At 69.5% G+C, this 26,364-nt stretch carries 31 protein-coding genes; 22 read left to right on the top strand and 9 right to left on the bottom strand.

Features of this window, described 5'->3' with window-relative positions:
* Positions 1 to 18 precede the first annotated feature (18 nt).
* The 4 genes from IW249_RS04705 (at position 19) to IW249_RS04690 (ending at position 4,970) form a co-directional block, all read left to right on the top strand.
* Positions 19 to 1,080, top strand: a complete 1,062-nt coding sequence (locus IW249_RS04705) for an ABC transporter ATP-binding protein (protein ID WP_231392407.1) — start codon at positions 19 to 21, stop codon at positions 1,078 to 1,080.
* Entirely contained in the window at positions 1,077 to 2,084 is a 1,008-nt protein-coding gene (locus IW249_RS04700) for an ABC transporter permease (protein ID WP_196919678.1), read from the top strand. The genes IW249_RS04705 and IW249_RS04700 overlap by 4 nt, the downstream gene beginning before the upstream one ends.
* 10 nt (positions 2,085 to 2,094) lie before the next feature.
* Complete coding sequence (locus IW249_RS04695; RefSeq protein WP_196919677.1) at positions 2,095 to 3,081, top strand: ABC transporter permease; 987 nt, start codon at positions 2,095 to 2,097, stop codon at positions 3,079 to 3,081.
* 146 nt (positions 3,082 to 3,227) lie between these two features.
* A complete protein-coding gene (locus tag IW249_RS04690) occupies positions 3,228 to 4,970 on the top strand; it encodes an ABC transporter substrate-binding protein (RefSeq protein WP_196919676.1) in 1,743 nt (580 codons plus the stop codon).
* A 70-nt stretch (positions 4,971 to 5,040) separates the two neighbouring features.
* On the opposite strand, the gene IW249_RS04685 is transcribed toward IW249_RS04690, so the two are convergent.
* Positions 5,041 to 5,466 carry a hypothetical protein gene (locus IW249_RS04685; protein WP_196919675.1) on the bottom strand — a complete coding sequence of 142 codons (426 nt, stop codon included), beginning with the start codon at positions 5,464 to 5,466 and terminating at the stop codon, positions 5,041 to 5,043.
* A 150-nt stretch (positions 5,467 to 5,616) separates the two neighbouring features.
* Here IW249_RS04685 and IW249_RS04680 point away from each other — a divergent pair, with 150 nt between their 5' ends.
* From IW249_RS04680 to pip, 7 genes are all read left to right on the top strand, one after another.
* Positions 5,617 to 6,267, top strand: a complete 651-nt coding sequence (locus IW249_RS04680; RefSeq protein ID WP_196919674.1) for a DUF998 domain-containing protein — start codon at positions 5,617 to 5,619, stop codon at positions 6,265 to 6,267.
* Between the two features lie 33 nt (positions 6,268 to 6,300).
* Positions 6,301 to 6,672, top strand: coding sequence for a YciI family protein (locus tag IW249_RS04675; RefSeq protein ID WP_196919673.1), 372 nt, complete (start codon positions 6,301 to 6,303; stop codon positions 6,670 to 6,672).
* Positions 6,673 to 6,736: 64 nt separating this feature from the next.
* Complete coding sequence (locus IW249_RS04670; protein WP_307788520.1) at positions 6,737 to 8,008, top strand: sigma-70 family RNA polymerase sigma factor; 1,272 nt, start codon at positions 6,737 to 6,739, stop codon at positions 8,006 to 8,008.
* A gap of 110 nt (positions 8,009 to 8,118) precedes the next feature.
* Positions 8,119 to 8,436 (top strand): ArsR/SmtB family transcription factor, encoded by a 318-nt coding sequence (locus IW249_RS04665; RefSeq protein WP_196919671.1) that lies wholly within the window; start codon positions 8,119 to 8,121, stop codon positions 8,434 to 8,436.
* Complete coding sequence (locus IW249_RS04660; protein WP_196919670.1) at positions 8,433 to 8,957, top strand: SRPBCC domain-containing protein; 525 nt, start codon at positions 8,433 to 8,435, stop codon at positions 8,955 to 8,957. Before IW249_RS04665 ends, IW249_RS04660 begins: the two co-directional genes overlap by 4 nt.
* Entirely contained in the window at positions 8,957 to 9,337 is a 381-nt protein-coding gene (locus tag IW249_RS04655; protein WP_196919669.1) for a VOC family protein, read from the top strand. The genes IW249_RS04660 and IW249_RS04655 overlap by 1 nt, the downstream gene beginning before the upstream one ends.
* Before the next feature lie 89 nt (positions 9,338 to 9,426).
* On the top strand, positions 9,427 to 10,389 hold the full coding sequence (gene pip, locus IW249_RS04650; RefSeq protein WP_196919668.1) for a prolyl aminopeptidase: 963 nt from the start codon (positions 9,427 to 9,429) through the stop codon (positions 10,387 to 10,389).
* Between the two features lie 79 nt (positions 10,390 to 10,468).
* Here pip and IW249_RS04645 read toward each other — a convergent pair whose 3' ends face one another.
* Entirely contained in the window at positions 10,469 to 11,212 is a 744-nt protein-coding gene (locus IW249_RS04645; protein ID WP_231392405.1) for a helix-turn-helix domain-containing protein, read from the bottom strand.
* Positions 11,213 to 11,340: 128 nt separating this feature from the next.
* Between IW249_RS04645 and IW249_RS04640 the strand changes: the two genes are divergently transcribed.
* The 3 genes from IW249_RS04640 to IW249_RS04630 all read left to right on the top strand — a co-directional run bounded on the left by IW249_RS04640 (position 11,341) and on the right by IW249_RS04630 (position 13,174).
* Positions 11,341 to 11,529, top strand: coding sequence for a hypothetical protein (locus IW249_RS04640; RefSeq protein WP_196925104.1), 189 nt, complete (start codon positions 11,341 to 11,343; stop codon positions 11,527 to 11,529).
* Entirely contained in the window at positions 11,519 to 12,691 is a 1,173-nt protein-coding gene (locus tag IW249_RS04635; RefSeq protein WP_307788519.1) for a helix-turn-helix domain-containing protein, read from the top strand. Before IW249_RS04640 ends, IW249_RS04635 begins: the two co-directional genes overlap by 11 nt.
* Before the next feature lie 108 nt (positions 12,692 to 12,799).
* Positions 12,800 to 13,174, top strand: a complete 375-nt coding sequence (locus tag IW249_RS04630) for a DUF805 domain-containing protein (protein WP_196919666.1) — start codon at positions 12,800 to 12,802, stop codon at positions 13,172 to 13,174.
* 150 nt (positions 13,175 to 13,324) lie between these two features.
* Here IW249_RS04630 and IW249_RS04625 read toward each other — a convergent pair whose 3' ends face one another.
* Together IW249_RS04625 and IW249_RS04620 are read right to left on the bottom strand one after the other, a co-directional pair.
* Positions 13,325 to 14,317: a MerR family transcriptional regulator gene (locus IW249_RS04625; protein ID WP_196919665.1), complete on the bottom strand. Its 993-nt coding sequence runs from the start codon at positions 14,315 to 14,317 to the stop codon at positions 13,325 to 13,327.
* Positions 14,318 to 14,418: 101 nt separating this feature from the next.
* Positions 14,419 to 14,724: a winged helix-turn-helix transcriptional regulator gene (locus tag IW249_RS04620; RefSeq protein WP_307788518.1), complete on the bottom strand. Its 306-nt coding sequence runs from the start codon at positions 14,722 to 14,724 to the stop codon at positions 14,419 to 14,421.
* 165 nt (positions 14,725 to 14,889) lie between these two features.
* Between IW249_RS04620 and IW249_RS04615 the strand changes: the two genes are divergently transcribed.
* Positions 14,890 to 15,729, top strand: coding sequence for an NAD(P)H-binding protein (locus IW249_RS04615; protein ID WP_196919663.1), 840 nt, complete (start codon positions 14,890 to 14,892; stop codon positions 15,727 to 15,729).
* 111 nt (positions 15,730 to 15,840) lie between these two features.
* Here IW249_RS04615 and IW249_RS04610 read toward each other — a convergent pair whose 3' ends face one another.
* On the bottom strand, positions 15,841 to 16,743 hold the full coding sequence (locus IW249_RS04610; protein ID WP_196919662.1) for an NADP-dependent oxidoreductase: 903 nt from the start codon (positions 16,741 to 16,743) through the stop codon (positions 15,841 to 15,843).
* Positions 16,744 to 16,848: 105 nt separating this feature from the next.
* On the opposite strand from IW249_RS04610, the gene IW249_RS04605 reads away from it, so the two are divergent.
* Positions 16,849 to 17,247 carry a winged helix-turn-helix transcriptional regulator gene (locus tag IW249_RS04605; RefSeq protein WP_196919661.1) on the top strand — a complete coding sequence of 133 codons (399 nt, stop codon included), beginning with the start codon at positions 16,849 to 16,851 and terminating at the stop codon, positions 17,245 to 17,247.
* Positions 17,248 to 17,307: 60 nt separating this feature from the next.
* Positions 17,308 to 17,742 (top strand): nuclear transport factor 2 family protein, encoded by a 435-nt coding sequence (locus IW249_RS04600; protein WP_231392404.1) that lies wholly within the window; start codon positions 17,308 to 17,310, stop codon positions 17,740 to 17,742.
* A 16-nt stretch (positions 17,743 to 17,758) separates the two neighbouring features.
* Here the strand turns inward: IW249_RS04600 and IW249_RS34105 are convergent, their stop codons facing one another.
* The 3 genes from IW249_RS34105 to IW249_RS04585 form a co-directional block, all read right to left on the bottom strand.
* Positions 17,759 to 17,971: a DUF1737 domain-containing protein gene (locus IW249_RS34105; RefSeq protein ID WP_196919659.1), complete on the bottom strand. Its 213-nt coding sequence runs from the start codon at positions 17,969 to 17,971 to the stop codon at positions 17,759 to 17,761.
* 526 nt (positions 17,972 to 18,497) lie between these two features.
* Positions 18,498 to 19,418: an alpha/beta fold hydrolase gene (locus IW249_RS04590; RefSeq protein ID WP_196919658.1), complete on the bottom strand. Its 921-nt coding sequence runs from the start codon at positions 19,416 to 19,418 to the stop codon at positions 18,498 to 18,500.
* A gap of 127 nt (positions 19,419 to 19,545) precedes the next feature.
* Positions 19,546 to 21,690, bottom strand: a complete 2,145-nt coding sequence (locus IW249_RS04585) for a S9 family peptidase (RefSeq protein ID WP_196919657.1) — start codon at positions 21,688 to 21,690, stop codon at positions 19,546 to 19,548.
* 86 nt (positions 21,691 to 21,776) lie between these two features.
* Between IW249_RS04585 and mshB the strand changes: the two genes are divergently transcribed.
* From mshB to IW249_RS04570, 3 genes are all read left to right on the top strand, one after another.
* A complete protein-coding gene (gene mshB, locus IW249_RS04580; RefSeq protein ID WP_196919656.1) occupies positions 21,777 to 22,703 on the top strand; it encodes an N-acetyl-1-D-myo-inositol-2-amino-2-deoxy-alpha-D-glucopyranoside deacetylase in 927 nt (308 codons plus the stop codon).
* Positions 22,700 to 23,158 carry a hypothetical protein gene (locus tag IW249_RS04575; RefSeq protein ID WP_196919655.1) on the top strand — a complete coding sequence of 153 codons (459 nt, stop codon included), beginning with the start codon at positions 22,700 to 22,702 and terminating at the stop codon, positions 23,156 to 23,158. Before mshB ends, IW249_RS04575 begins: the two co-directional genes overlap by 4 nt.
* A 116-nt stretch (positions 23,159 to 23,274) precedes the next feature.
* The gene (locus IW249_RS04570; protein ID WP_196919654.1) at positions 23,275 to 23,739 is read left to right on the top strand and encodes a hypothetical protein; all 465 of its coding nucleotides are present in this window, start codon (positions 23,275 to 23,277) and stop codon (positions 23,737 to 23,739) included.
* Positions 23,740 to 23,876: 137 nt separating this feature from the next.
* On the opposite strand, the gene IW249_RS04565 is transcribed toward IW249_RS04570, so the two are convergent.
* Positions 23,877 to 24,836, bottom strand: a complete 960-nt coding sequence (locus IW249_RS04565) for a GNAT family N-acetyltransferase (RefSeq protein ID WP_196919653.1) — start codon at positions 24,834 to 24,836, stop codon at positions 23,877 to 23,879.
* A gap of 79 nt (positions 24,837 to 24,915) precedes the next feature.
* On the opposite strand from IW249_RS04565, the gene fdxA reads away from it, so the two are divergent.
* The gene (fdxA, locus tag IW249_RS04560) at positions 24,916 to 25,242 is read left to right on the top strand and encodes a ferredoxin (RefSeq protein WP_007464872.1); all 327 of its coding nucleotides are present in this window, start codon (positions 24,916 to 24,918) and stop codon (positions 25,240 to 25,242) included.
* The gene (gene dapC / locus IW249_RS04555; RefSeq protein WP_269215376.1) at positions 25,239 to 26,342 is read left to right on the top strand and encodes a succinyldiaminopimelate transaminase; all 1,104 of its coding nucleotides are present in this window, start codon (positions 25,239 to 25,241) and stop codon (positions 26,340 to 26,342) included. The genes fdxA and dapC overlap by 4 nt, the downstream gene beginning before the upstream one ends.
* Positions 26,343 to 26,364: the final 22 nt, after the last annotated feature.

Here is a 26,364-nt window from a genome sequence, read left to right as displayed (position 1 = left end):
GAACGGAGGACTGTGGAGATGACCGATGAGCCACTGCTGCGGGTACGCGGCCTGAGCAAGCACTTCCCGGTACGTCAGGGGCTGCGCGCCACCGGTCTGGTGCGGGCGGTGGACGGGCTCGACTTCGACGTGCGCCCGGGCGAGACGCTCGGCCTGGTGGGGGAGTCGGGCTGCGGCAAGACCACCACCGGTCGGATGCTGGTGCGGTTGCTGGAGCCGACGAGCGGCAGCATCGAGTTCGACGGGCGGGACATCACGCACGCCGGTCGTCGGGAGTTGCGCCCGCTGCGCCAGGAACTCCAGATCATCTTCCAGGATCCGTACGCCTCGCTGAACCCTCGGCACACTGTGGGCCGGATCGTGGCGATGCCCCTGCAGGTCAACGGGATCAAGCCTCCGGGTGGGATCAAGGCCCGGGTGCAGGAGTTGCTGGAGCTGGTCGGGCTGAACCCGGAGCACTACAACCGGTACCCGCACGAGTTCTCCGGTGGGCAGCGTCAGCGCATCGGCATCGCCCGCGCGTTGGCCCTGCGGCCGAAGCTGATCGTCGCGGACGAGCCGGTGAGCGCGTTGGACGTCTCGATCCAGGCGCAGGTCGTCAACCTGCTACGTGACCTGCAACGGGAGCTCGGCCTGGCCTTCGTGTTCATCGCGCACGACCTGGCCGTGGTGCGGCACTTCTGCCAGCGGGTCGCTGTCATGTACCTGGGTCGGATCGTGGAGATCGGCGACCGGGCCGACATCTACGAGCGCCCGCAGCACCCGTACACCCGGGCGTTGCTCTCGGCGATCCCGGACGTCACCCAGCTCGGCCCGGCGGGCCGGATCCGGCTGACCGGTGACGTGCCCACCCCGCTGGACCCGCCGTCGGGCTGCCGGTTCCGTACCCGCTGCTGGAAGGCGCAGGACATCTGCGCCACCGAGGAACCCGCGCTGGTCCCGCGCGACGGCGGCAACCAGGCCACCGCGTGCCACTTCCCGGAACCAGCCGGCGCCGGCCTGGTGGCGGAGACCGCCGCGATCGGCGTCGAGCCGGCGGGTCGCGGGGTCGAAGCGAACGTCGAGGAGGTGTCGTCGTGAGCCTGTCCCCGGTGGAGGGTGTGGCGCTGGCCGAGATCGAGTCCGGCGCTGACCCGGGCGGGCCCGCCGCGAAGGGCGTCGTCGGCCGCTCGCCCGGTCAGCTCGCCTGGCTGCGGCTGCGCCGCGATCGGACCGCGATGGTCAGCGGCGTACTCCTGGTGTTCTTCCTGCTGTTGGGTTTGGCCGCCCCGCTGATCGAGATGGTCTACGGGATCGGCCCGCGGGAGCAGTTCCAGAACATGCTGGACGGCTTCGGCATGCCGCTGGGTTACGCCGGCGGGGTCAGCGGCGAGCACTGGTTCGGTCTGGAACCGGGGCTGGGTCGGGACATCTTCATCCGGTTGATCTACGGGCTGCGGACCTCGCTCTTCATCGCGATCGCCGCTGCCCTGATCACCGCGGTGCTCGGCGTGGCGCTCGGCGCCCTCGCCGGCTACCTCGGCGGCTGGCTCGACGCGGTGATCAACTGGATCACCGACCTGACCCTGGCCATGCCCTTCCTCATCATCGCGCTGGCGCTCACGCCCACCATCACGCTGCGCTTCTACGGTGAGCGGGGGCAGGTGTCATCCGCCTTCGGGGTGGGAGTGCTGATCGCCGTCTTCGCGATCTTCGGCTGGACCAGCACGGCCCGGCTGGTACGCGGGCAGGTGATCGCGCTGCGCGAGCGTGAGTTCGTGGAGGCGGCCAAGGCCAGCGGCGCCGGGCTGGGGCACATCATCTTCCGGCAACTCCTGCCGAACATCTGGGCGCCGATCCTGGTGTCGTTCTCGCTGGCGGTGCCGCAGTTCATCACGAGCGAGGCCGCGCTCTCGTTCATCGGTGTCGGCCTCAGCGACGAGACGCCGAGCTTCGGCCGGATGATCTACGACAGTCTGGACTTCCTTCAGACCGACCCGGCGTACGTGTTCTTCCCGGGCATCATGATCTTCGCGCTGGTGTTCGCCTTCAACCTCTTCGGCGACGCGTTGCGGGACGCGCTCGACCCGAAGTCGTCCCGGTAGGGGTGGGCTCATGTCACGTTTTCTGCTCAAGCGGCTGTTCTCCGCCACGCTGACCCTCTTCGCGGTGAGCGTGCTGACCTTCCTGATGTTCTTCGCCCTGCCGCGTGACCCGGTCAGCAGCATCTGCTCGAAGAACTGCAACCCGGAGCGGCTGGAGCGGGTCCGCGACGACCTGGGCCTGAACGACCCCCTCATCAGCCAGTACGCCGGCTACATGAAGGGCATCGTGACCGGTCGGGACCTGGGCAGCGCCCAGGGCGGCCGGTGCGACGCGCCCTGCCTGGGCTGGTCGTACGTCACCAACGAGGCAGTCTCGGACACCATCGCCCGGGTGCTGCCGGTGACGCTGAGCATCGTGATCCCGGCGGCCATCCTCTGGCTGCTGCTCGGAGTGGGTCTCGGCATGGTCTCCGCGCTGCGTCGGGGCACCTGGCTGGACCGGCTGGCCATCGGCTTCTCGCTGACCGGCGCCTCGTTGCAGCTGTACTTCGTGGGCGCGGTGCTGCTGCTGGTGTTCGTCTACAACCTGCGGCTGTTGCCGGTGCCGAGTTACACCTCCCTCTTCGACAACCCGGCGAAGTGGGCCAGCGGACTGGTGCTGGCCTGGGTGGCGCTGGCCTTCCTCTTCTCGGCCATCTACGCCCGGCTGTCGCGGGCGCAGATGTTGGAGACGCTGTCGGAGGACTTCGTCCGGACCGCGCGGGCCAAGGGCCTGGCCAAACCCACTGTGTACGGGCGACACGCGCTGCGCGCGGCGATCACCCCGGTGGTGACGATCGCCGGGTTGGACGTGGGCGGGGCGCTGGGCGGGACGGTGATCACCGAGACGACGTTCGGCATCCAGGGATTGGGGCGTACGGCGGTGGACGCGGTGCGCTCGGGCGATCTGCCCACCATCATGGCCACAGTGCTGATCGCGGCCGTCTTCGTGGTGCTGGCGAACGTGCTGGTGGACCTGCTCTACGCGGCCATCGACCCCCGGGTGCGGCTGCGCTGAGCGGGAGGTGTCCGATGCACCCCCCGATGGCGAAATTTATCGACAACTGTTACACAACTCGTAGGTTTTCTTCCTTACGATCCTCGGGACGTCGGCGGTTCTCGCCCCGACGAAACCGCACGGCACATGGGTGAAGGGGGTACTTCATGAGACCACGCGTGGCGGTTGCCGCAGGCGGCGCGATCGCTCTGGTGGTGGCATTGGGTGCGTGCTCGAAGAACACGGGCGAGGGCACCACTGTCGACACCGAACGGCAGCAGACCGGGGTCATCGCAACCGACCCCAAGGACTCGCAGGGGCCAGCGGCCGAGGTGAGCGGCGCTGCGAAGGGCGGCACCTTCACCATCATCCGGGAGTCGCCGATCTCCCACCTGGACCCGCAGCGGACGTACTCGTTCGCCGGCCTGATGGCCAACCCGCTCTTCGCCCGCTACCTGACCACCTGGAAGGACGACGGCAAGGGTGGCCTGGTCCTGGTGGGCGACCTGGCCGAGACGCCGGGCAAGAACGTCAACAACGACTGCAAGGTCTGGGAATTCACCGTCAAGGACGGGGTGAAGTTCGAGGACGGCCGTCCGATCACCTCCAAGGAGATCGCGTACGGCATCGCCCGGTCCTTCGACCCGGACCTGTCCGGCGGCCCGACCTACATCCAGGAGTGGCTGGCCGACACCGCGCAGTTCGACACCAAGTGGGACTTCAAGAAGAACAAGACGTCGCTGCCGCCGGGCCTGAGCACGCCGGACGCGAAGACGCTGCGCTTCGAGTTCGCCAAGCCCCGCTGTGATCTGCCGTTCGCGGTTTCGCTGCCGACCACCGCGCCGCTTCCGGCCGACAAGGACACCGGCGTCGACCTGGACAAGCAGCCGTTCTCGTCCGGCCCCTACAAGGTCGCCAAGAACCAGGTCGGCGTGCAGATCACCCTGGATCGCAACACCAACTGGGACCCGAACACCGACCCGGTTCGGCACCAGTACCCGGACCAGTTCGTCTGGAGCTTCGGCCCGACCGCGGACGCCGCCAACAACCGGGTGATCGCCGACAACGGCGCCGACCAGAGCGCGCTCGCCTTCAACGCAGTGCCCGCCTCGCTGGTCGCCAAGGTGGCCGGGGACGCGACGCTCAAGTCGCGCACCATCCTCTCGCCGACCCCGAGCGCCAACCAGTTGGTCATCAACAACCAGCGGGTCACCGACCTGAAGGTGCGGCAGGCGCTCAACTACGCCATCGACCGCGAGGGCTTCATCAAGGCCATGGGCGGGCAGACCGTCGCCGCGCCGCTGACCACGCTGATGCCGCCGGCCACCATCGGCTACAAGGCGTACGACGCGTACCCGGCGGGTGCCAACGGCAACGTCGACAAGGCCAAGGAACTGCTCGGCGGGAAGACGCCCGAGCTGGTCCTCGGTGTCGCCGACAACTCCACCGAGCAGCAGCAGGGCGCGCAGCTCAAGGCCAACCTGGAGCGGGCCGGCTTCAAGATCACGCTGCGGAACATCTCCGACGACGCGAAGCTCGACGAGATCAAGAAGAAGAACAACCCCTGGGACCTGTACATCGGTAACTGGGCGGCGGACTGGCCGAGCGGGGCCTCGATCCTGCCGGTGCTCTACGACGGCCGCACCATCAAGGCCGAGGGCAACAGCAACCAGGCCTACTTCAACGACCCGGCGATCAACACCGAGATGGACCGCATCTCGGCACTGCCCGCGGCCGAGCAGGGTCCGGAGTGGGCCAAGCTCGACGAGCGGATCATGAAGGAGCACGCGCCGGTGGTGCCGCTCTTCGTCGACGTGGCCTACAACGTGCACGGGTCCAAGGCTGGCGGGGTCTTCATCTCCAGCGTCTTCGGCTACCCGTCGTTCGTGAACGCGCACGTCAAGCCGTAAGTCACACCGCAGACCAGAAGGGTCCCCTCCCGACAACGCCGTCGGGAGGGGACCCTTTCTGTTTCTGGTCTCAGATCCGGCTCATGGTGGAGGCGTAGCCGCCTCCGCCGGGGTAGGTCCACTCGCCGGTGACCGTGGTGTCGTCGGCGCTGAACGTGCCCTCGTAGTACGCCGGGCTGCCTTTCGCGCCGGCCCAGATGGTCAGCTTGTCGCCGGCGAGTTCGTAGACGTAGTCGAAGGTGTTGCCGGTCGTGTCGTAGAACCGCGACACCACGTCCGGGCCGACCGGCTCACCGAACGGGTGCAGGTTGCCGATGACTTCCAGCCCGGTGACGGGTTGGCCGAACTGACTCAGTTCGACGTGCTGAAGCAGGAAGAACCGGCCAACCATCCACTCGTACCGCACGGTGCCCTCGGCGCCGCCGGTCACCGACCAGGTGCCGACCAGACGGTCCAGGGCGGTGAGTTCTGCGCTCGGCTGGGTGTACTCAGACATCGGGCCCTCCTCGGTGGGTGCTTGCCGGTACCTCGAAGGCGGCGCTCGGGCTTTGACGTCGACGCGACGTGACCCAGGTCACTCTGTCTGGGTGTCAAGGTTCGCGGTGCGGCCACGAGGTAGCGGCAAGCACCCACCACGGAGGAATTCATGGCCACCACCGCAGCCACCGTTCCCACCCGCCGCCGCTCGTCCGAGCGCCTGCTCCTTGCCGGCAGCCTCGCCGGACCGGTGTTCTTCGCCTCGGCCGTGACGCAGATGCTCACCCGGGAGGGCTACGACATCACGCGGCACCCGATCAGCCAGCTGGCCACCGGACGTCTCGGCTGGATCCAGATCACCACATTCGTGCTCGCCGGCCTCGGCGCGATCGCTCTCGCCGTCGGCGCCCGGCGCACGCTCACCGAGGGCACCGGCCGACGTGCGCTGCCAATCTTTGTCGTGATCTTCGGTGCCGGGCTCGTCGCGGCCGGGGTGTTCACCATGGATCCGGAGTACGGCTTCCCGGTAGGGACTCCGGACGGGCCGGTCGGCGAGATGTCCTGGCACAGCATCGCGCACTCGGCGGCGGCCGCCATCGCCTTCACCGCGCTGGCCGTCGCCGCCATCGTGCTGTCCATCCGTCACATCCGCCGTCGGGCTGCCCTGCCGGCCCTGCTGAACGGCCTCGCCGCGCTCATCCTGCTGATGCCGATGTCGCCGAGCCGCATGAGCATCCAGATCGCGGTGAACGGCCTGGTCGCCTTCACATGGACGACGGTCCTCGCCCTCTCCCTGCGTCGTTCGAGCCGAGCGGCGTAGCGTGACCCGAGCCGCGCGAACACGAGGACGACCATGAAGTATCTACTGCTCAGCTACACGCCGGCCGCAGCCTGGGACGCCGCGACCGCGGACACCCCGTCAGACGAGGCGCTGGCCGCGTTCGCCGCGTACCAGCGGTTCGAACAGGAACTGATCGAGACCGGCGAGTTCGTCAGCAGCGAGGGACTCGGCCACCCGGCGGTCAGCACCACGATCCGCAGGACCCCGACCGGCGTGGTGGCCACCGATGGCCCGTTCGTCGAGCTCAAGGAGGTCTTGGCGAGCTTCGCGGTGATCGACGTGAGCAGCCAGGAGCGCGCCGTCGAGATCGTCTCGCGGATGGTCGATGTTCTGGGCGAGCCGATGGAGATCCGGCCGATCATGGGCGCGGACTTCGTGGCATGACCAGCCGCATCCTGCGTCGCCCGACGGCGGCATGTCGAGAGGGCACACGAACGGCAGCACCGGCGTGACGCCAGACGTCGAGTACCTGCTGCGCACCGAGGCGCCGCAGGTTCTCGGCGCGCTGGTGCGGCGCTTCGGTCACTTCGACATCGCCGAGGACGCGGTCCAGGAGGCCCTGCTCGCCGCGAGCAGGATGTGGCCGGCCGACGGCGTACCGGAAAACCCGCGCAGCTGGCTGATCCGGATCGGGTACCGGCGGATGGTCGACCTGCTCCGCACCGACCAGGCCCGACGCCGCCGCGAGCGGCACGCCGGCTTGAGCGAACTGGCGATGCGAGACCCGAGCCGGCGGACAGGCCCTGCGCCGGAAACCGATGACAGTCTCACGCTTCTGCTCCTGTGCTGTCACCCCGCGCTGAGCCCCACCTCCCGGGTGGCGCTCACCCTGCGCGCGGTTGGCGGCCTGACGACCACCGAGATTGCACACGCCTACGGGACGACCGAGAACACCACGGGCGCCCGGATCAGCCGCGCAAAACAGCAACTGGCCCGTGCCGGCGCCCGGTTCACCCCGCCAACCGACGCCGACCGCGACAGCCGGCTGAACGCGGTCATGCAGGTGCTCTACCTGATCTTCAACGAGGGCTACACCGCCTCGACCGGGGACGAACTCGCCCGCGTGGACCTGACCCGCGAGGCGATCCGGCTGACCCGCATGCTCCGCGATGCCCTGCCGGGCGACCCCGAGGTGACCGGGCTACTCGCCCTGATGCTGCTGACCGAGTCGCGGCGCGCTGCCCGTACCGACGGCGACGAGCTGGTGCCGCTGGACGAGCAGGATCGGACACGGTGGGATCACGAGCTGATCCGCGAGGGCACCGAGCTGATTGACAGCGTCTGGCCGCGGCGCGAGATCGGTGCGTACCAGCTACAGGCGGCGATCGCGGCCGTGCACACGGCGGCCGCGTCGCCGGACCGGACGGACTGGCCACAGATCGCGGCACTGTACCTGGGACTGGAACACCTCAGCCCGACCGCACCGGTACGGCTGAGCCGGGTGGTCGCAGTCGCGCACGCGTACGGGCCGGCCCGAGGGCTGGCCCTGCTCGACAACCTCAACCGGAGCTACCACCTGGACGAGGAACCGCTGACCCGGCAACGCGAACGCGCGATCCGCGCACATCTGCTCGAGATGACCGGTGACACGGCCGGCGCGGCCACGTGGTACCGCGAAGCAGCCGCCCTGACCCAGAACCAGGTCGAACAGCGCTACCTCCAACGCCGGGCCACGGCCTCGGCTGACCGATCCTCAGTCGGCGGCACATCGGCGCCATGAGCGGGCGCTTCGGCGTTCAGCAGGCGCTGCCGGTGGGGTGGCAGGTTGGACACCTTTACGAGGTTGAATGTAACCTTGCGGGTACGTACCCGATCGGTTACTTTGGCGTCATGGACGCCGTGTTGCACGCGCTGGCAGACGAGAGCCGGCGCACGGTTCTCGATATTCTCCGCGACCACCCGGCGAGTGCGGGAGAGCTGGCCGAGGCTCTCCCGATCGCTCGCCCGGGCGTGTCCCGGCATCTCCGCGTGCTGCGGGAAGCCGGGCTGGTCGACGTACGCCAGGAGGCGCAGCGCCGGATCTACACACTCCGCCCGGAGGCGCTCGTCGAGGTCGACGAGTGGCTGGGAGAGTACCGCCGGCTCTGGGAGAACCGGCTCGACGCTCTTCATACCGAGATCGCACGAGGAAGGAAGGCGCGACGATGACCACGATCGCGACGATGCGAGCGCTGGACGAGACCCGCGGAGCAGTCCGGGTCGAGGACCTTTACGACACGGACATCGGCGACCTCTGGCAGGCGTGTACGACGCCTGAGCGGCTGGCTCGCTGGATGGCCCGGGTCGACGGTGACCTGCGGGTCGGCGGCACGATCCAGGCCGTCTTCACGAGCAGTTGGACCGGTCCGGTGCGCATCGAGGTGTGCGATGCGCCCCACCACCTGCTGTTGACGACGAAGCCGGGTAGGGACGACGAGGGGCAAATCGAGGCGTGGCTGACCGAAGAGGGCTCCAAGACCCGGCTGGTGGTCGAGGAGCGCGGCCTGCCGATTGGGAGTCTCCCGTTCCACGCCTCTGGTTGGCGGGTCCACCTCGAGGATCTCGGTCGGTCGCTGGAGGTCGACGGTCCGGTCCATCCGGAGGGCTGGGGCTCCGATGCCCGAGCGCCAGGCTGGGAGGAACGCTGGGAAGAGCTCACGCCGGCATACCAGCAGGTTGAGATCGGCTGATGTCGGACCTGATCAGGCTCAGCCTGACGACTGTCAATGCACCCGACGCGATCGCGCTCGCGCGGTTCTACGCCGAGATCACCGGCGGGGTCGCGAAGGGCGACGAGGGCTGGGCGCTCGTCGAAGGGCCGAACGGTGACATCGGGTTCCAGCAGATCGACGACTACCAGCCACCCACCTGGCCGGATGGCGAGGTGGGGATGCAGATGCACCTCGAGTTCTTCGTCGACGACCTGGAGGCGACCGGAGCGCGTGTGCTGGCAGCCGGCGCTACCCGATTCGAGCATCAGCCCAACGCGGACCACTGCTTCGTGTACGCCGACCCGGCCGGGCATCCGTTCTGCCTGTCCCTGTGGCGGGTCCCGAGAGTCGGCGACTGACTCAGCTCGTTCGGGCATCTGTTGTTCAGGCGCGACCAACCTGCCGGTGCCGGAACGGGCCGAGCACCACTACCGATACACGGGGTTGAATGATGGACTGGTATCCGCCCATCGAGCCGTACGACTCCGGGATGCTCAACGTCGGCCATGGCAATGAGCTCTACTGGGAACTGTGCGGGAATCCCGACGGCAAACCCGCAGTGTTCCTGCACGGCGGCCCCGGCGGTGGCCTGCTCCCGCACAATCGGCGGTACTTCGACCCGTCCGGCTACCGGGTCGTGCTGTTCGACCAGCGAAACTGCGGTCGCAGTCGGCCCTTCGCGGGCGACCCGAAGACGTCACTGGAACACAACACCACCCCGCACCTGGTGGCGGACATCGAGCGGCTACGCGAGCACCTGGGGATCGAGCGTTGGCTCGTCTTCGGCGGCAGTTGGGGCAGCACTCTCGGCTTGGCCTACGCGCAGGCCCATCCCGAGCGGGTCACCGAACTCGTGCTGCGTGGCGTGTGGTTGGTTCGCAGGTCAGACGAGGCGTGGGCGTTCACCCCAGCGGGCGCGGCGCACCTGTTTCCCGCCGAGTGGGCCGCATTTTGTGCTGCGATCCCCGTCGCTGAACAGGACGACCTTGTCGGCGCCTATGGCCGCCGCATTTCCGACCCGGACCCCGCGGTCCACGGCCCGGCGGCCCGCGCCTGGATGAGCTGGGAGCTCTCGGCCAACACCCTGCTGCCGATGACGCCACCCGGCATCGACGACGCCAGCCTGCTGGCGTTCGCCCGCATCACACACCACTACATCAGCAACGGCGGCTTCCTTCCGCCGGAAGGCCTCCTGGCGGGCGTCGACCGCATTCGACACGTCCCGACGGTCATCGTGAACGGCCGCTACGACATCAAGACACCGCCCAAGCAAGCCTGGGACCTGCATCGGGTCTGGCCTGAGGCAAAGTTTCACATCGTGGAGGACGCCGGCCACAGCGGCTCCGAAGCTGGCACCCGCCGCCTGCTCATCGAAGCCACCACCCAGTTCCTGGTGCCAAGGAGATCTTGAGGCGGCCTGGCAGCCTCTTGAGGGCCAGTCGGTCCTCCGCCGTCCGCGTAGCCAGCTGCGAATTGGTCGGCGAAGCGCGCTATCCGGGCGAGGTGTTGTACTGGTCGAGCGTCGCCTTGGACGTGGACGCGTCCCGGAAGGTCAATTCCCAGGGGCCGGTGTTGACGTCCATGTCCTTGCCGAACCCGACCCATTTCCCGGCCATCCGTCGGCCGGTGGGCTCCACCAGTAGCTGGATCGCGCCGTGGTATCGGGCTCCCCGGTAGTAGCCGGCCGGGTCGGTCTGCTCCACCCAGGTTCCGGTTACCACGGCACCGTCGACGCTGAGATCCAGCGATAGCGACGAGGCCGCCGAGCCGGGCAGGCTGCGCACGGTCAGTCGGTCTCCGTGCTGGAGTACGACCACGAAGTGCTGCCCGGCGAACGATTCTCCCCGGCCGCTGGAGTGGTATTGGTAGCGGCTGAGCCAGACGCCCTCGTACGACGCGTGGACCGCAAGCGGCTTGGGCGTTGGCGTGGCCAGGCTGGACACGGGCGAGGTCAGGTCGTGGCCACCGTGTTGGTCATCGACGCCATGGCCATTGGTTATCGCAGTGAAGCCGAGCACGGAGACCGGCAGGCCGGTGACGACCTCCAGGGCGCGGGCGTAAACGGGCCGTGGTGCGGCGATCGCGCCGGACTCCCAGCGCTGGACGAGTCTCTTGTTGGCGTCATTGGGTTCGCCGACGCGGCGGCCGGCGGCCTGAAGCGCGCGGGCGAAGTCGTCCTGGCTCATGCGCATCCCGGTGCGGACCGCGCGCAGGGCGGTGTTCGGGGCATTCATGTTCGCCACAATAGCGGTGTGTCGCCCTAATGTCGTCATGAAAGTGCCCGGGATGTCGCACTCTGTGCCGTCGCGCCTAGCGACGGCCCGGCGTCATTGTGGACGGCACGCGACGGCTGAGCCTGCCGATGCGCCCAGCAGCGGAGGTGATGATGCCCAGTTGCGACGACGAGCCGGTCAGCAGGGGTGAGCAGATCGACGCCGCCGAACGGCAGGAGGCCAAACGCCGTTTGCTCGCGCAGGCCGAGTCGGAGCGGATTCCGGTTCAGCAGACGACTCGGGCGCTGCCGGATCGGCGGTGGCGTCGTGAGCCGTGAGCCGCTGCCGATCGGTCGACGAGTCGCCTACCTGCGGGTGCGGCGGAGGTTGTCGCAGCAGTCGTTCGCGGATCGTTTGGGCAAGTCGAAGAGTTGGGTGGACAAGGTCGAACGTGGGGTTCGTTCTTTGGAGCGGGTGTCGACCATCCGGGAGATCGCGGCGGTGCTGAGGGTCGATCCCGCAGCCCTGCTCGGTGGTGATGTCCAACCCGCCGGGTCGGCTGAGCGTCGCGAGGGCGTGGCGCGGATTCGGGCCGCGCTGTCGGCGTACCCAATGGCTTTCTGTCGCCCGACGGACCGGGAGGTGATGTCGCCCGATCGGCTGGCCCGGGGGGTGCGGCACGCGTGGATGACCTTCCAGCACGCCCGGTACCCGCGTCTGGTCGAGTTGCTGCCCACTGTGGTGAGCGAGGTTCATCGCGCCCACGTGCTGGACCCGGAGTCCGGGCGGGCGGCGGTGGTCGAGGCGTATCGGGTGACGGCGGCGCTGCTGGTCAAGCTGGGCGAGGGGAGCCTCGCCTGGTTGGCCGCTGACCGGGCGATGTCCGCCGCCGCCGGTGACCGGGTGTTGCTGGCCTGCGCGGCGGTGCAGTTGGGCCAGGTACTGCGGGCATCGGCTCGGGCAGGGACGGTGATGCTCGCCGCCGCTTCCCAGATCGCCCCTGGCACGCCGCAGGAATTGTCGCTGCGGGGATCGCTGCTCGTGCAGGCCGCTCTGATCGCGGCGGGGGCCGGTGACGACCGGGCGGTTGGTGAGCTGCTGGACGAGGCCGCCAAGCTGGGCGTCCAGGTGGGCGACGGCAACGACCATCACCGGACCGCGTTCGGGCCGACTGCCGTCGAACTGGCGCAGGTCGCCGCTGCCGTGGAGTTGGGCGACGGGTCGCAGGCGGTTGCCCGGCACGAGGAGGCGATCGGGCGGGACGGGTGGCGGTGGCTGCCGGTTGAGCACCGCGCCGCGCACCTGATCGACGCGGCGCGCGCCTACCTCCAGACGGATGACCCCGCCAACGCCGCCCGGGTTCTGTTGCGGGCCGAACGCATCGCACCCGCCGAGATCCACCATCGGCCAGCCGTGCGGGACGTGGTCGCCCAGGTCGCCCGCGACCCGGACGCCCCAGCCACGATCACCCAGCTCGCCTTCAACCTGGGGGTGCTGTGAGCATGCGGCTACTGTCCCTCGGCTGCTCGGCCGTTGACCACGCGACATCGATCTGTTTGGCTGCCTTCGCGATGACCTTGAGTACCCCTCACATAACGGGAGATAGTCATGTCCTTCAGTACCGCAATCAAGTCGGTCTTCAGCCAGTACGTCGGCTTCTCTGGTCGGGCCCGCCGGTCTGAGTACTGGTGGTTCGCCCTGTTCACCATCCTTGTCAGCATTGTCACCGCCATCTTGGACAGTGCGCTGGGGCTGACCTTCGTGGAGGGCTCGACGACCGGCTTCATCGGTCTTATCGCCTCCCTGGCGCTGCTGCTGCCGTCGCTGGCGGTCGCGGTGCGGCGCCTGCACGACACCGACCGGACGGGGTGGTGGCTGCTGATCGCCTTGGTGCCGTTCGTGGGCGCCATCGTCCTGCTCGTGTTCTTCGTATTGGACAGCACCCCCGGAGCGAACCGTTTCGGCCCCAACCCCAAGGGCTGACCGCAGTCCGCGCCCAGCATGACGTGATCAGCCCGAGAGTCTGACCACCTGGTGTCAATTGCCAGTTTCGGGTGTAGCCGGCTGACCGGTGTGCCTCGGCACACCGGTCAGCCGTCCACCTCGCGATCCAGTCGAATTACCTGCCGCCAATCAGCTGGCCGGTTGGGCGGACGCGCGTAGTGCTGCGGCCAGCCACTCGTACGGAAACTGCTCCGGCGGCGCGCTGTTCACGACGGTGACCAGCTCCATGTACCTGTCGAACGGACCCTCCTGCTCCGGTGGCGTGCGGTCCCACTCCGCGCCCTTGCGCATCTGGTCGGCCGCCTGGATCCGGAACTCCGGTGTGTCCGGGATCCCGGGGCTGTCCGGCGTCGCGAAGATGCCGGTCAGCCACCCGATCCACTGGTTGGCGATCTCCCGGCCCCTGGGCGAGTCCGGCGGCACCTGCTTGCGCGCTGCGTCCATCACCGGCTGGCCGATCGCCGCGCCCTCTTCGAGGGCGTCCAGCATCGGCGACGAGGTCATCAGCGGCCCTGCCCCGGTGGTGCACACCTCGTGCAACTCACGGCGGACGGCCTGCCGGACCTCGGTGTCCCGGACCAACTCGGCCAGCTCGATCCACGCCTCCAGCTGGGCCGCGGTGGGATGGTCGGGCAGCTCCGGTCGGGCCGCCCGCCACCACTCGACCATCCGCGCCGGCGGCTCCCAGCCTGCGGAGACCTCGGTCCAGAACTCGTCGATCAGCCGGTCACGTTCCTCGTCCGACAGGCCAACGAGCTTGTGCATCAGCGTGACCTGCTCGGCTGTGGAGTCCTGTCGCAGGATGGCCGACAGCACCGCGCGACGGGTGCGCAGCCGTGCCTCCTGCCGTTCCAGCAGGGCCAGGTGGGTGGCGGCCAGCTCGCGCAGCGTCGCCTCGCCGGCCAGCACCCGCCGGATCTCGTCCAGGCCGGCGTCGAGTTCCCGCAGCGTCCGGACCAGTTCCAGCCGGGCGATGGCCGACACGTCGTACAGGCGGTGGCCGGCCGGGGTGCTGGCGGCCGGCGTGACGATGCCGGCGTCCGCGTAGTACCGGACGGCACTGACGCTCAGGCCGGCCCGCCGGGCGACATCTCCGATGGCGTACAGCTCGTCTCTGTCCACGACGCCCACTATGCGATCTCAAGCGGCTTGAGATACAAGCCCCACATCAGGTCGCCTGGCAGATTTCGGGAGACGTGAACGCGCTTGAGGCCGGCGCGGGCTCATCGTTCGGCGTCGTAGGCGCGCTGTGCCCGCTCCACCTCTCCGAGATGGGCGTCGGCCCACGTGGTCAGGTGCGCGAAGAGCGGACCGAGGCTGGCGCCCAGCTCGGTGATCTCGTATTCGACCCGGGGCGGCACCTCGGCGTGGTAGGTGCGTGTCACGAGCCCGTCGCGTTCGAGTTGGCGTAACCGTTGCGTGAGGACCTTCGGTGTGATGCTGGTCAGCCGGCGCTCCAGCTCCACGAATCGCTGCCGACCGTACTCGTGCAGAGCCCACAGGATGGGTGTGGTCCATCGGCTGAACACGATATCGACGACCGGCGAAACGGGGCAGGCTAGCTCGGGATCCGCTGACCGTTGCATGTGTCCTCCGTTACAGATCCAATACTATCCTCTAGGTACCTACTATATCGACGCTACTAACGTCTCCTCCAACCGCGCGAACGACGCGGTCGACCTGGAGGTTCAGACATGCTCGTCGTGACAGGCGCCACTGGGAATGTTGGCCAGAGACTTTTGTCGATCCTCGCGGCGTCGGGCGCTGCGGCGACGGCGGTGTCCCGTGCGCGACGCCCGGTCGTCGTACCAGACGGGGTGCGCCACCATCGCGCGGACCTCGAGCAGCCGGAGAGCCTCAGGCCGGCGCTCGCTGGCGCCGAAGCGCTGTACCTGCTCGTGGAGGGCGCCGGGGCGCATCTCAACGTGCCCGAGATCCTGCGGGTCACCACGGCCGCCGGCGTGAAGCGCATCGTGCTGCAATCCTCGCAAGCGGTCGGCACAAGGCCGACGGCCGCCTCGCATGCGCCCCTGCACGCCATCGAAGACCTTGTGCGCAGGTCCGGCCTCGGCTGGACGATCCTGCGCCCCGGCGGCTTCGCCTCCAACGTTCTCGCCTGGGCCGAACCGATTCGCAACGGACGGACGGTGGCCGCACCGTTCGGCGATGTCGGTCTGCCTGTGATCGACCCGGACGACATCGCCGAGGTGGCGGCTGTCGCCCTTCGTGACGGCGCCCACGACGGTCACACGTATGAGCTGACCGGTCCGGCGCTGAGCACACCACGTGAACGGGTTGCCGATCTCGCTACCGCGCTCGGCGAACCCATCAGCTTCATCGAACAGACGCCCGACGAGGCCCGCGAACAGATGCTGCGGTTCATGCCACCACCGGTGGTCGAGGGAACGCTGGCGATCCTCGGCGCGCCGACCGCACGGGAGCAGCGGATCAGCCCGGACGTGTCGGAGGTCCTGGGTCGACCGCCACGCTCCTTCGCCGCATGGGCCGGGCGCAACATCGACATCTTCCGCTGACGCGACCGGCCATTGCACCAACCCTTCCCTCGGACTGATGACCGGACACCCTTGAACGGCTGTCCGGTCATCGGCAGAGCCATCAGCGGCTGACCGAGCTTTCGCTGCGGATCAGGGGACGATCACCACGCCGCCGCGCACGCCGCCTTGAGCCAGCCGCTCGTGGGCGGCCGCCGCGTCGGCGAAGGGGTACACGTCGGCGACCCGGAGCGGGATGTCTCCGCTGGTGACGAGTTTGACCAGTTCGCCCAGGCGGGTTCCGTCAGGTAGCACCTCCAGCGCGAAGGTCCCGATTCCGCGCACCGGCTCCGGACGAAGCGGGGGTGACGCGGCCACGTAGCCGCCGCCGTCCCGAACGAGGTCCAGCAACGAAGAGCCGATCACCGCCAGGTCGACGACCGCATCGAACGTCCCCGTCGGATCGTCGGTGCGCGACAGGAAGGCCGCGCCCAGCGACTCGACGAACTCGCGGTCGTCGGCTCCGGCGAGTCCGGTGGCGTGCAGACCGGTCGTCCGGGCCAGCGCCAGAACGAACCCGCCCACCTGCCCGGCGGCGCCGGTGACGAGCACTGTCGAACCCGCCGGGAGCGCGAGCAGGTCGAGTGCCTGGGCAGCGGCGAGACCATTGGTCGGCAGGGTCGCCGCCTCGGTGGCGGGGACGCCGGCGGGCGCGGAGGTCAGCCAGGCGGCGTCGAGGACTACGTACTCGGCGTGGGCGCCGGCCGTGGTTTGTAGCCACGGCGAGAAGCCGATGACCTCGTCGCCGATCGTGAACTCCTCGACCGACGGGCCGACCGCGTCGACGCTGCCGGCAACGTCCCAGCCGGGCGTGTACGGCAGGCCGGTCGGCAACGGGGCCGGGAACCGACCGGAGCGGACCATCAGATCAACCGGATGGACAACCGACGCCGCGACACGCACCCGCACCTGCCCCGGCCCCGGCTCGGGCACCGGCACCTCGGCCACGTGCAGGACCTCCGGCCCTCCGAACTCTGCATAGCTGACTGCGCGCATCGCCGTCTCCTTCGTGGGATTTCGTGCTCACCACGACCGTACGAATCGTCGGCACTATGAGAAAGTAGGTACCTTAAAGTGCCTAGGGCACCAACGGAGGAAAGAATGGCGACGTCAACCGCAGCGCAACGCCGCGAACAGGCCAAACGCGACTACGACGCGTTCCTGGATCAGTGCCCGACCCGTGAGCTGCTGAGCAGGCTCACCGACAAGTGGGTCGCCCTGGTGATCCCAGCGCTCGTCGACGGCCCGCAGCGGCACGGCCAGCTCGCCCAGCGCATCGCCGGCGTCAGCCAGAAGATGCTCACACAGACCCTGCGCACCCTGGAGCGCGACGGCCTGGTCACCCGCACTGTCACTGCCTCGGTCCCGGTCCGCGTCGACTACGAGCTCACTCCGCTCGGCCATGAACTGTTCCCGGTCATGATCGCGATCAAGAACTGGGCGGAGACGCACATGGACCGCGTCTTCGAAGCCCGTACCCAATACGACGCACGCCCCTGAGAACCTGGACGCCGATTCACGGCCCCGGCGTCGCCGGAGATCAGCCGGGCAAGGCCGGTGATGCACCGACGGCCTGCCAGATTGTCACTGGTGGAGGCTAGGGTCCGCGTCGTGGACGACACCTCGACGGCCCGGCAGACCGCCCACGCCTACGTTGATCTTCTGGAGCGCCGCGACTGGTCCGGGTTGGCCGCCCTGCTCACCGATGACGTGGTCTACGAGATGCCGCAGACTCGGGAGCGCATTCGCGGCACCGACGCGTTCCTGCGGTTCAACACCGAGTATCCGGGTGATTGGCACCTCCGGCCGCGGCGGGTGATCGCCGATGGCCGCCTCGTCGCCCTGTTGCTCGACGTTCGCGTCGGTGACGAGCGGCAGGACGCGTGCGTCTGGCTGGAGATGTCCGAGCATGGGCTGATCAGCAAGATCATCGACTACTGGCCCGAACCGTACGATCCACCGCAGGGTCGGGAACACCTCGTGGAACGTTGGTGATCGTCAGCAGGGGCCTCTACCTGGCGCTTCCCATGGGCGACTCAGGGCTGGCCGAATGCGACAGCACCAACGCTTGAGCGGCGATGACGCGTTCGCCATCAAAGGTCAGCGCCGGCGACCCGTGCAGCTGATAGCCCTGATCGAGTAGCGCGCTGACGCGGGCGCAGAATTCGGCATCATCGGGCCCGGTGATGAGACGGTAGCCGAGCGGCTTCGTGAAATCCGACACCGCCGCATTATCCCTGCTCGGGTGCCGGAAACCAGTCCCGGCCACTCGCCCCGCTTCGTCCCGGGTCACGCTCGATCCTGGATCGAGTGGTTACCTGGCGCCGCATTACCACTAGATCCTGGACAACGCCGTTGCGTAAGACGGAGTTGCTGTTCGTCAACCCCGCGCTGTCCCGTCGATCATGGAGTCGTGGTGGGTGGCGAAGTGCCCACATTGGGCCAAACCAGGCACCGTAACTCCATGATCGACGAGGGCGGGCTGCCCCTCTTCCGCGATCTTGCGTTAACTGTTGCGACATAAAAGGGTGTTCCGCGCATATCGGCGCCTGAAAGTGCAAGATCGGTGTGGGCCGGGCGTTTCTGAAGTGACGGACCCCTGGGTGTCGGGATTTCACCGTTCACCTGCGCCCAGCAGCCGATCGCCAACGCAACGGTGTTCGGATCCTGGATCGAGGGCGATCTTGGGGGTGCGGGCCGCGGGCAACAGGTGGGCGCGGAACAGGCGGAGTGGCCGCCCGTTGCGTTTTTCAGGAACGACCAACGGCGCGGTCCAGGAAATCGTGGATCATCGGCGCAGCGATGTCGAGCTTGTCTTCCAAGAGGAAGTGGCCGGTGTCGAGCAGGTGGAATTCAGCCGACGGCAGGTCGCCCCGATAGGGGTGGGCACCAGCGGCCGGGAAGACCGGATCGTTCTGGCCCCAGATGATCAGCGTCGGCGGCTGGTGGTCGCGGAAGAAGGCATGGAATTCGGGGTACAGCGTGACGTTGCTGCCGTAGTCGTAGAACAGATCGAGCTGGATGTCCGCGTTGCCGGGGCGGGCGAGCTGCGTGTCGTCGTGGGTCCACCGGTCGGGGTCGAGCCGACTGAGGTCCTGCACCCCCGCCGTGTACTGCTGCTTGACCGTGTCGGAGTTGAGGATGAACGCGATTGCCTGACGGCGTTCGTCGGTCTTCTCCGCCCAGTAGGCCTTGATCGGATCCCAGAACTCGCTCAGGCCCTCTTCGTACGCGTTGCCGTTCTGCACGATGAGCGCGCTGATCCGCTCAGGTCCCTTCAGGGCCATCCGGAACCCCGTCGGCGCCCCGTAGTCGAAGCAGTAGAGCGCATATCGATCCACGCCGAGTTGGCCGAGGAGGCCGTCCATCAGATCGGCGAAGTTGGCGAATGTGTAGTCGAACGTCGACCGGTCCGGGCTGGCGCTGTGGCCGAAACCCGGGAAGTCCGGCGCGATCACCCGGTATCGGTCCGCGAGGAGGGGGATCAGGTGGCGGAACTGCGAGGACGCCGTGGGAAACCCGTGCAGCAGCAGGACCGCGGGGCCGTCGGCCGGGCCGGCCTCGCGGTAGAAGATATCGATTCCGTTCACGGTCGCCGTGCGAAAGTGCGTGACCGGGAACTCGCCTTCCTGCACGGCGGCGACCGAGGGTTTCTGCGCTATGCCCACCATTGTGGAGTCCTTTCGGAATGAGGGAAAGCGGTGTCGCCCTCGGCAATCCCGGCACCGGGTCCCGCTTCGGTCAGCATGGCATGCGGCAAGGCACCCGACGTGCCGAAATCAGTTATCGAATACCGCGCTACAACAGGTGGGTGCGGAGGAAGTCGAGCTCCAGGGGGAGCAGCCGCTCGGCGGTGCCGTTCGCGGCCAAGTGGGTGGCCCCGGTCAGCGGCAGCACGGCGTGCGGCCGGCCGGTGCTCAGCAGGGCTGCGGAGAGCCGGAGCGTGTGCGCGGCCACCACGTTGTCGTCGGCCATGCCGTGCACCAACAGCAACGGTCGGGCCTGGTCCGGGCTGGTGACCGGCTCGGCGGCCAACTCGACGAGCGAATGGTGCGCGTAGATGTCCTGGCCGTCTTCCGGCAACCCCAGATAACGCTCGGTGTAGGCGGTGTCGTACAGCGCCCAGTCGGTCACCGGGGCGCCCGCGATCCCGCAGCGGAACAGCTCCGGGTGGCGCAGCACCGCCAACCCGGCCAGCCACCCGCCGAACGACCAACCCCGCACCCCGACCCGGCCCAGGTCCAGGTCCGGGTGCTTGCCGGCGAGCGCGGTCAGCGCGTCGATCTGGTCGGTGAGGATCACGTCGGCGACCCGCCGGTGGATCGCCTTCTCGAACGACGGCGCCACGCCCGGCGTACCCCGGTTGTCGATGGTGACCACCGCGAAGCCGGCGTCGGCCCACCACTGCCGTTCCAACCACGCGGCCCGCGCCGCCACGACCTCCTGGTGCCCCGGGCCGCCGTAGATGTCCAGCAGCACCGGCAGCCGCCGGCCCGTCACGTGGTTGTCGGGGTAGAGCACCGCCGCCGGCAGCCGCCGATCGGTCACCCGTTCCAGCAGTGGCAGCGGCGAGTACGGCGGGGTGGCGGCGAACGAGCGCAGCTCGGCGATCTCCTGGTCGCCGCGGCGCACCGTCCAGCGCACCCCGGCGTGATCCAGCGACGCGACGCCGACGGCCAGCACGTCCCCGCCCACCGCGGCGGTGTACCAGCCGGAGTCGGTGGTGAGCCGGCGCGCGTCCACCCCACCGCCGATTGTGGTGCGGACCCGGAACAGGTGCCGCTCGCTCGGCTCGCCGTCGCTCGCCTCCACCAGCAGGTCGGCCGGGCCGGCGGCGGCCGGCAGCCGACCCACCACCCGTCGTACGTACAGCGACGGTGGGGTGAGCAGGGTGCCGTCCGCGAAGAGGCACCGGGCGTCGTACCCGTCGTGGGCCAGCTCCCCGCCGACCAGCACCCGGCCGTCCGGCAGGTGCGCGGGGGTGCCGGCGATCGGCTCGACCCAGCGCGGGTCGGCCAGCTCGGCGTGCACCTGCGTCTCACCCGTCCGCGGGTCCACCGCCAGCACCAGCCCGTGCTGCTGCGAGCGGCGCAGCACGGTGATCAACGGGCTGCCCTCACCCCAGCTGACCCCGGTCAGGTACGGGTAGGTCTCCCGGTCCCAGTGCACGTCGACCCAGCCGTCGTCCAGGTCCAGCAGGTGCAGGCTGACCTCCGCGTTCGGGCCACCGGCCCGGGGGTACGCGACGGCGGTGGGCGGGCTCGCCGGCTCCGCCGGGTCGTGCAGGTGCCACCGCTCCAGCCGGGACTCGTCGACCCGGGCGGCGAGCACCGAGCGGCCGTCCGGCGCCCACCAGTACCCCCGGAACCGGCCGAACTCCTCCGCCGCGATGTGCTCGGCCAATCCCCAGCTCACCCCGGCGTCCTCGCCGGCCAGCAGGGTGTCGGTGCCGTCGGGGTCGATCACCCGGAGTTCACCCCGGCGCACACCCTCGGCGGCGTCCGTCACGTACGCCAGTCGCTGCCCGCTCGGGTCAGGCCGTGGGTCCAGCACCGGGCCGACGGCGGCGACCTCCACCACGTCGCCGTGCACCAGATCGGCCCGGAACAACCGCCCGGCCAGCGCGAACACCGCAACCCGGCCGGCCGCGTCCAACGCGTACGAGCCGATGCCGGCGGCGCTGAGCCGCAGTCGCTCGCGCAGCGCGCGTTCGCCGGGGGAGAGGGACCGGACGTCCCCGCCCTCGCCCAGCAGGGTGGCCGGGTCGGCGACCAGCCGCTCCTCGCCGGTGGCCACGTCCAGCAGCCAGAGCGCGTCCGCCGGATCCTCGGGACCGGCGGAGCGCAGAAAGATCACCCGGGAGCCGTCCTCAGCCACCGAGACAGCGCGTGGCGCGCCGTGGCTGAACCGGCGGGTGCGGGCGGCCAGCTCCGGAAAGTCCACACGCCAAATCGTAGAGCGGGAGCGGAGGTGATGTGGCCGACCTGGGCGGACGCGTCAGCGTTGGCCGGCCCTAACCGCCAGTTAGAGTGACCGTCGTGACGATGCTGCCCGACCGCCGCCTGCTGCTGGTCCACGCGCACCCCGACGACGAGTCGATCGGCACCGGCTCGACGATGGCCCACTACGCCGCCGACGGCGCGCACGTCACGCTGGTGACCTGCACGCTCGGCGAGGAGGGCGAGATCCACGTGCCCGCGCTGGCGCAGCTCGCCGCCGCCGAGGCCGACCAGCTCGGCGGGTACCGGATCGCCGAGCTGGCCGCCGCGTGCGAGGCGCTCGGCGTCAGCGACCACCGCTTCCTCGGCGGCGCCGGCCGCTACCGCGACTCCGGGATGATGGGGCTCGCGACCAACGAGCACCCCCGGGCCTTCTGGCAGGCCGACCTCGACGAGGCCGCCGGGCATCTCGTGGAGATCATGCGAGAGGTACGCCCGCAGGTGCTCGTCACGTACGACCCGAACGGCTTCTACGGTCACCCCGACCACATCCAGGCCCACCGGGTGGCCATGCGCGCCGTCGAGCTGGCCACCGCCGAGGGCTGCGCCCCGCTCAAGGTCTACTGGACGGCCATGCCGCTCAGCGTCCTGGAGGCCGGCATGACGCACTTCGCCGAGTCTGCCGACAACCCGTTCGGCGGCATCGAGGACATCGCCGACCTGCCCTTCGGCACCCCGGACGCCCAGATCGCCGCCCGCATCGACGGCACCGACCAGCACACGGCCAAGGAGGCCGCGATGCGGGCGCACGCCACCCAGATCCCGGCCAACTCCTGGCTCTACTCGATCGCCGGCAACTTCGGCGGGGAGTTCATGGGCGTGGAGTTCTTCACCCTCGCTGTGGGTGAGAAGGGCCCGGGCACCGGGCCGTACGGCTGGGAGGACGACCTCTTCGCCGGCCTGCCCGCGGAGACCGCCCCGGACCGGTTCCCGGTCGCGGCGGCGGGTCTCCGGTGACGCTGCCGGCCGCATCGGTGACGGTCGTGGAGGACCAGGAAGCCCCGCCCCCGGCGGGGCCGCCGCCACGACTGCTGGACCTGGGCGTCCGGGTGGTCGGTGCGATAGTGGTGGTCCTCGCCGGAGTGCTGACCGGCGTACTGGAGTTGCTGCTCGCCACGGTTCGCGTCGGCGGGCAACTGGTCGGCGTGTCGGTGTTCCTCGCCATCGGCGCCAACATCGTGCTGAGCTGGTTCGCGTACGAGGCGGTCGGCCGCCGCTGGGCGGTGGCGCTGCCGGCGGTGCCGTGGTTCGCGCTGATGGCCGTCGCCGCCATCCGGACCAACGAGGGCGACCTGTTGCTGGCCGGCGACAACTGGGTCGGGCTGGCCATGATCGTGGCCGGTGCGATGACCTTCGCGGTGATGGGCTTCCGCCAGATCCTCGCCCCGCAGCCGCCCATGCTCGGCGGCTGAAGCCCGGGTTGGGTTTTGGTCCGGGCCGGCTGATGACGTGTCCCAGGTAAGGGTGGTAGATATTCCTGCCAGGGATGTGCAGCCCGCGACGGGGCGTACGGCAGGAGGGTCCGGCGATGGACAAGCGGTGGCGTGACATCGGGTTGCTCGTAGCGGCGCTGTTCGCGGTCAACGTGGTCGCCCGACTGATCACGCGGTTCGGCTTCGACGGTGACGACACCGCCGCCGACAGGGTGTCGCTGGCGATGTTCGCGGTGATCGGGCTGATCCTCGCCGTGGTCGCCTTCCGCTGGGGTCGTCGCCGGCCGCTGGCGGGCTGGGCCGCCGACATGGCCCTCGTGGTGCCGGTGGCGATGCTGCTGACCGTGCTGGTCGGGCCCCTGCTGGTCGGTCACAACCCGTTCGACGGCGGCGCGGCGACGTTCTTCGCGCAGATCTGGCTCTACCTGCTCGCCACCGGCGCCGGGTTGCTGATCGGCTACCTGGTGCTCACCGCGTTGGGCCGTGACTACCGCTCTCAGCAGCTCAAGCGGTACGCGGAGGTCAAGGCCGCCAAGCCCCGCCGCGTCGTCCGCCGCTGACACCGCGGATCGACTCGGCTTCCTTGAAGTCGCGGGGTTGTAGGCGCCGGGATACCGCGACTTCCTGAAAGTCGAGTCGATCAAGCCCGCCAGCCCGCTTCGCCCGGCCGCAGGGTGCCGCCCGGCGAGGGTCGAGGTCAGTTCGGGGCGACCCGGGTCAGGTAGGTGTGGTGGGTGACGAGGCCGAGCCGCTGGTAGAGCGCGACCGCCGCCGTGTTGCGCTGCTCGACCTGGAGGAACGCGTGCGTCGCGCCGCCCGACACGCCCCAGCCGGCCAGTTCGTGGATCACGCGGCGGGCCAACCCCTGGCGGCGGGCCGCAGGTAGGACCTCGATCAGGCTGAGGCCCAGCCAGCGGCCCTGGCCGGTCACCGTGCCGCGGCCGACGGCCACCAGGGTGCCGTCGGCGTACACGTGGGCGAAGCGGACCTGATCCACGGCGGTGAGCACGTGTCGGGCGGCGTCCGGCAGGCCGCCCTTGCGGCCGGCGGCGATGGCCAACCACTCGTCGCTGGGCGCGGTGGCCAGTTCGACCACCGGGCCGGCCGGGCCGGTGGCGGCCGGCGACGCCAGCACGGGTAGCGGCGCGGTCTGCACCAGCGTCGGTGGTCGGGTGCTCCAGCCGCGGGCGTCCAGTTCGGCGCCCACCGGCGCGGCGAGGGGCAGCGGAGTGTTGATCAACGCGGGTTGGCCCAGATCGGCGTACCAGCGTTCCACCGCGTCGACCGCGGCGGCCAGTGGTCGATCCGGGTCACCGATCGGCAGTGCCGAGTTGGCGCGCCCGGTCCAACCCTCGGCCGAGCGGAGCAGCCAGTCACCGAGTCGGCCCCGGGTCGGTGCCGGCCAGGCCTCGTCGGCGGCCCGCTCCAGCGCCACGACCGCTGCGGCGGTGGGCCGGCGGGTCGGCGGTACGCGCTTGGCCCGGTGGACCTGCGCCACCGGGACCCGTAGCTGCCCCTGTGCGGTGGCCAGCGTGAGATGAGTCTCGCTCAGCTCCACCAGCTCGCCGAGGGCATCGGAGAATAGCGGGCGGCCTTCGCGAATCCCCACAATCCGGCGGACCACGATTCGGTGTCCCACATCCTGCTGTCGGAGCACGATCGACCCCCTCCCCGGCGAGATACTAGGCTCTTACCGTCGCGGGAGATCGCGGCGAGTCTTGCGGAGGAGAAGACCGGTGACCTACATCATCGCCGAGCCGTGCGTAGATGTGCTCGACAAGGCATGCATCGAGGAGTGCCCGGTCGACTGCATTTACGAGGGCAATCGGATGCTCTACATCCACCCCGACGAGTGCGTCGACTGTGGTGCCTGTGAGCCCGTCTGCCCCGTGGAGGCGATCTTCTACGAGGACGACGTTCCGGAGCAGTGGAAGGACTACACCGGCGCGAACTACGAGTTCTTCGAGGACCTGGGCTCGCCCGGTGGCGCCTCGAAGATCGGCAAGGTGGAGAAGGACGCCACCTTCGTCGCCGCGCAGCCGCCGCGCGGCGAGGGCCACTGAACCGGCCCGCGCCGGTCTCGTCGCGACTGCCCGAGTTCACCTGGGACACCCTGGACGCCGCGGCCACGCTGGCCGCGGCGCATCCGGAGGGCCTGATCAACCTCTCCATGGGTACGCCGGTCGACCCGGTGCCCGAGGTGATCCGGCGGGCGTTGGCTGACGCGTCCGATGCTCCCGGCTACCCGCTGACCGCCGGCACGCCGGCGCTGCGGGCCGCGATCGCGGCGTGGGTGTCCCGAGCCTGTGGCGCCGGCGTCGACGGTCTCGGTGTGCTGCCGACCATCGGCTCGAAGGAGCTGGTGGCCTGGCTGCCCACGCTGCTCGGCATCGGCCCGGGTGACGTGGTGGTGGTGCCGTCGATCGCGTACCCGACCTACGAGGATGGTGCCCGGCTGGCCGGCGCCACCGTCGTGCGTACCGACTCGCTCACCTCGCTCGGGCCGACCCCCCGGGTCCGGTTGGTCTGGGTCAACTCGCCCGGCAACCCGACCGGCAGGGTGTTGCCCGCGGCGCACCTGCGCAAGGTGGTCGACTGGGCCCGCGAGCGTGGCGCGGTGGTCGCCAGCGACGAGTGCTACCTGCCCCTGGGCTGGTCGGCCGACCCGGTTTCGGTGTTGTCTCCGCAGGTCAGCGGGGGCAGCTACGCCGGGGTGCTCGCCGTGCACTCGCTCTCCAAGCGGTCCAACCTCGCCGGCTACCGGGCCGGCTTCGTCGCCGGCGACCCGGCGCTCGTCGCCGAGCTGCTCAAGGTCCGCAAGCACGCCGGCATGATCGTGCCCGCCCCGGTGCAGGCGGCGATGGTGGCCGCGCTGGAGGACGAGCGACACGCCGAGGAGCAGCGGGAGCGTTACCGCGCCCGGCGGGAGGTGCTCACTGCGGCGTTCACCGGTGCCGGTTTCACCGTCGAGCACTCCGAGGCGGGTTTGTACCTCTGGCTGACCAGAGGTGAGGACTGCTGGCAGACGGTCGACTGGCTGGCCCGACGCGGCATCCTGGTCGCCGCCGGCGTCTTCTACGGCCCCACGGCCGGGCAGCATGTCCGGGTCGCGCTGACCGAGTCCGACGAGCACATCGCCGGCGTCGCGGCGCGCCTCGCCTGATCGCGGTCCGGGCGGTCGAACC

The organism is Micromonospora vinacea (assembly GCF_015751785.1).
In the GTDB taxonomy this organism is placed as follows: domain Bacteria; phylum Actinomycetota; class Actinomycetes; order Mycobacteriales; family Micromonosporaceae; genus Micromonospora; species Micromonospora vinacea.
The sequence above is the reverse complement of the archived record's forward strand: the minus strand, read 5'-3'. Positions and strand labels throughout refer to the sequence as shown.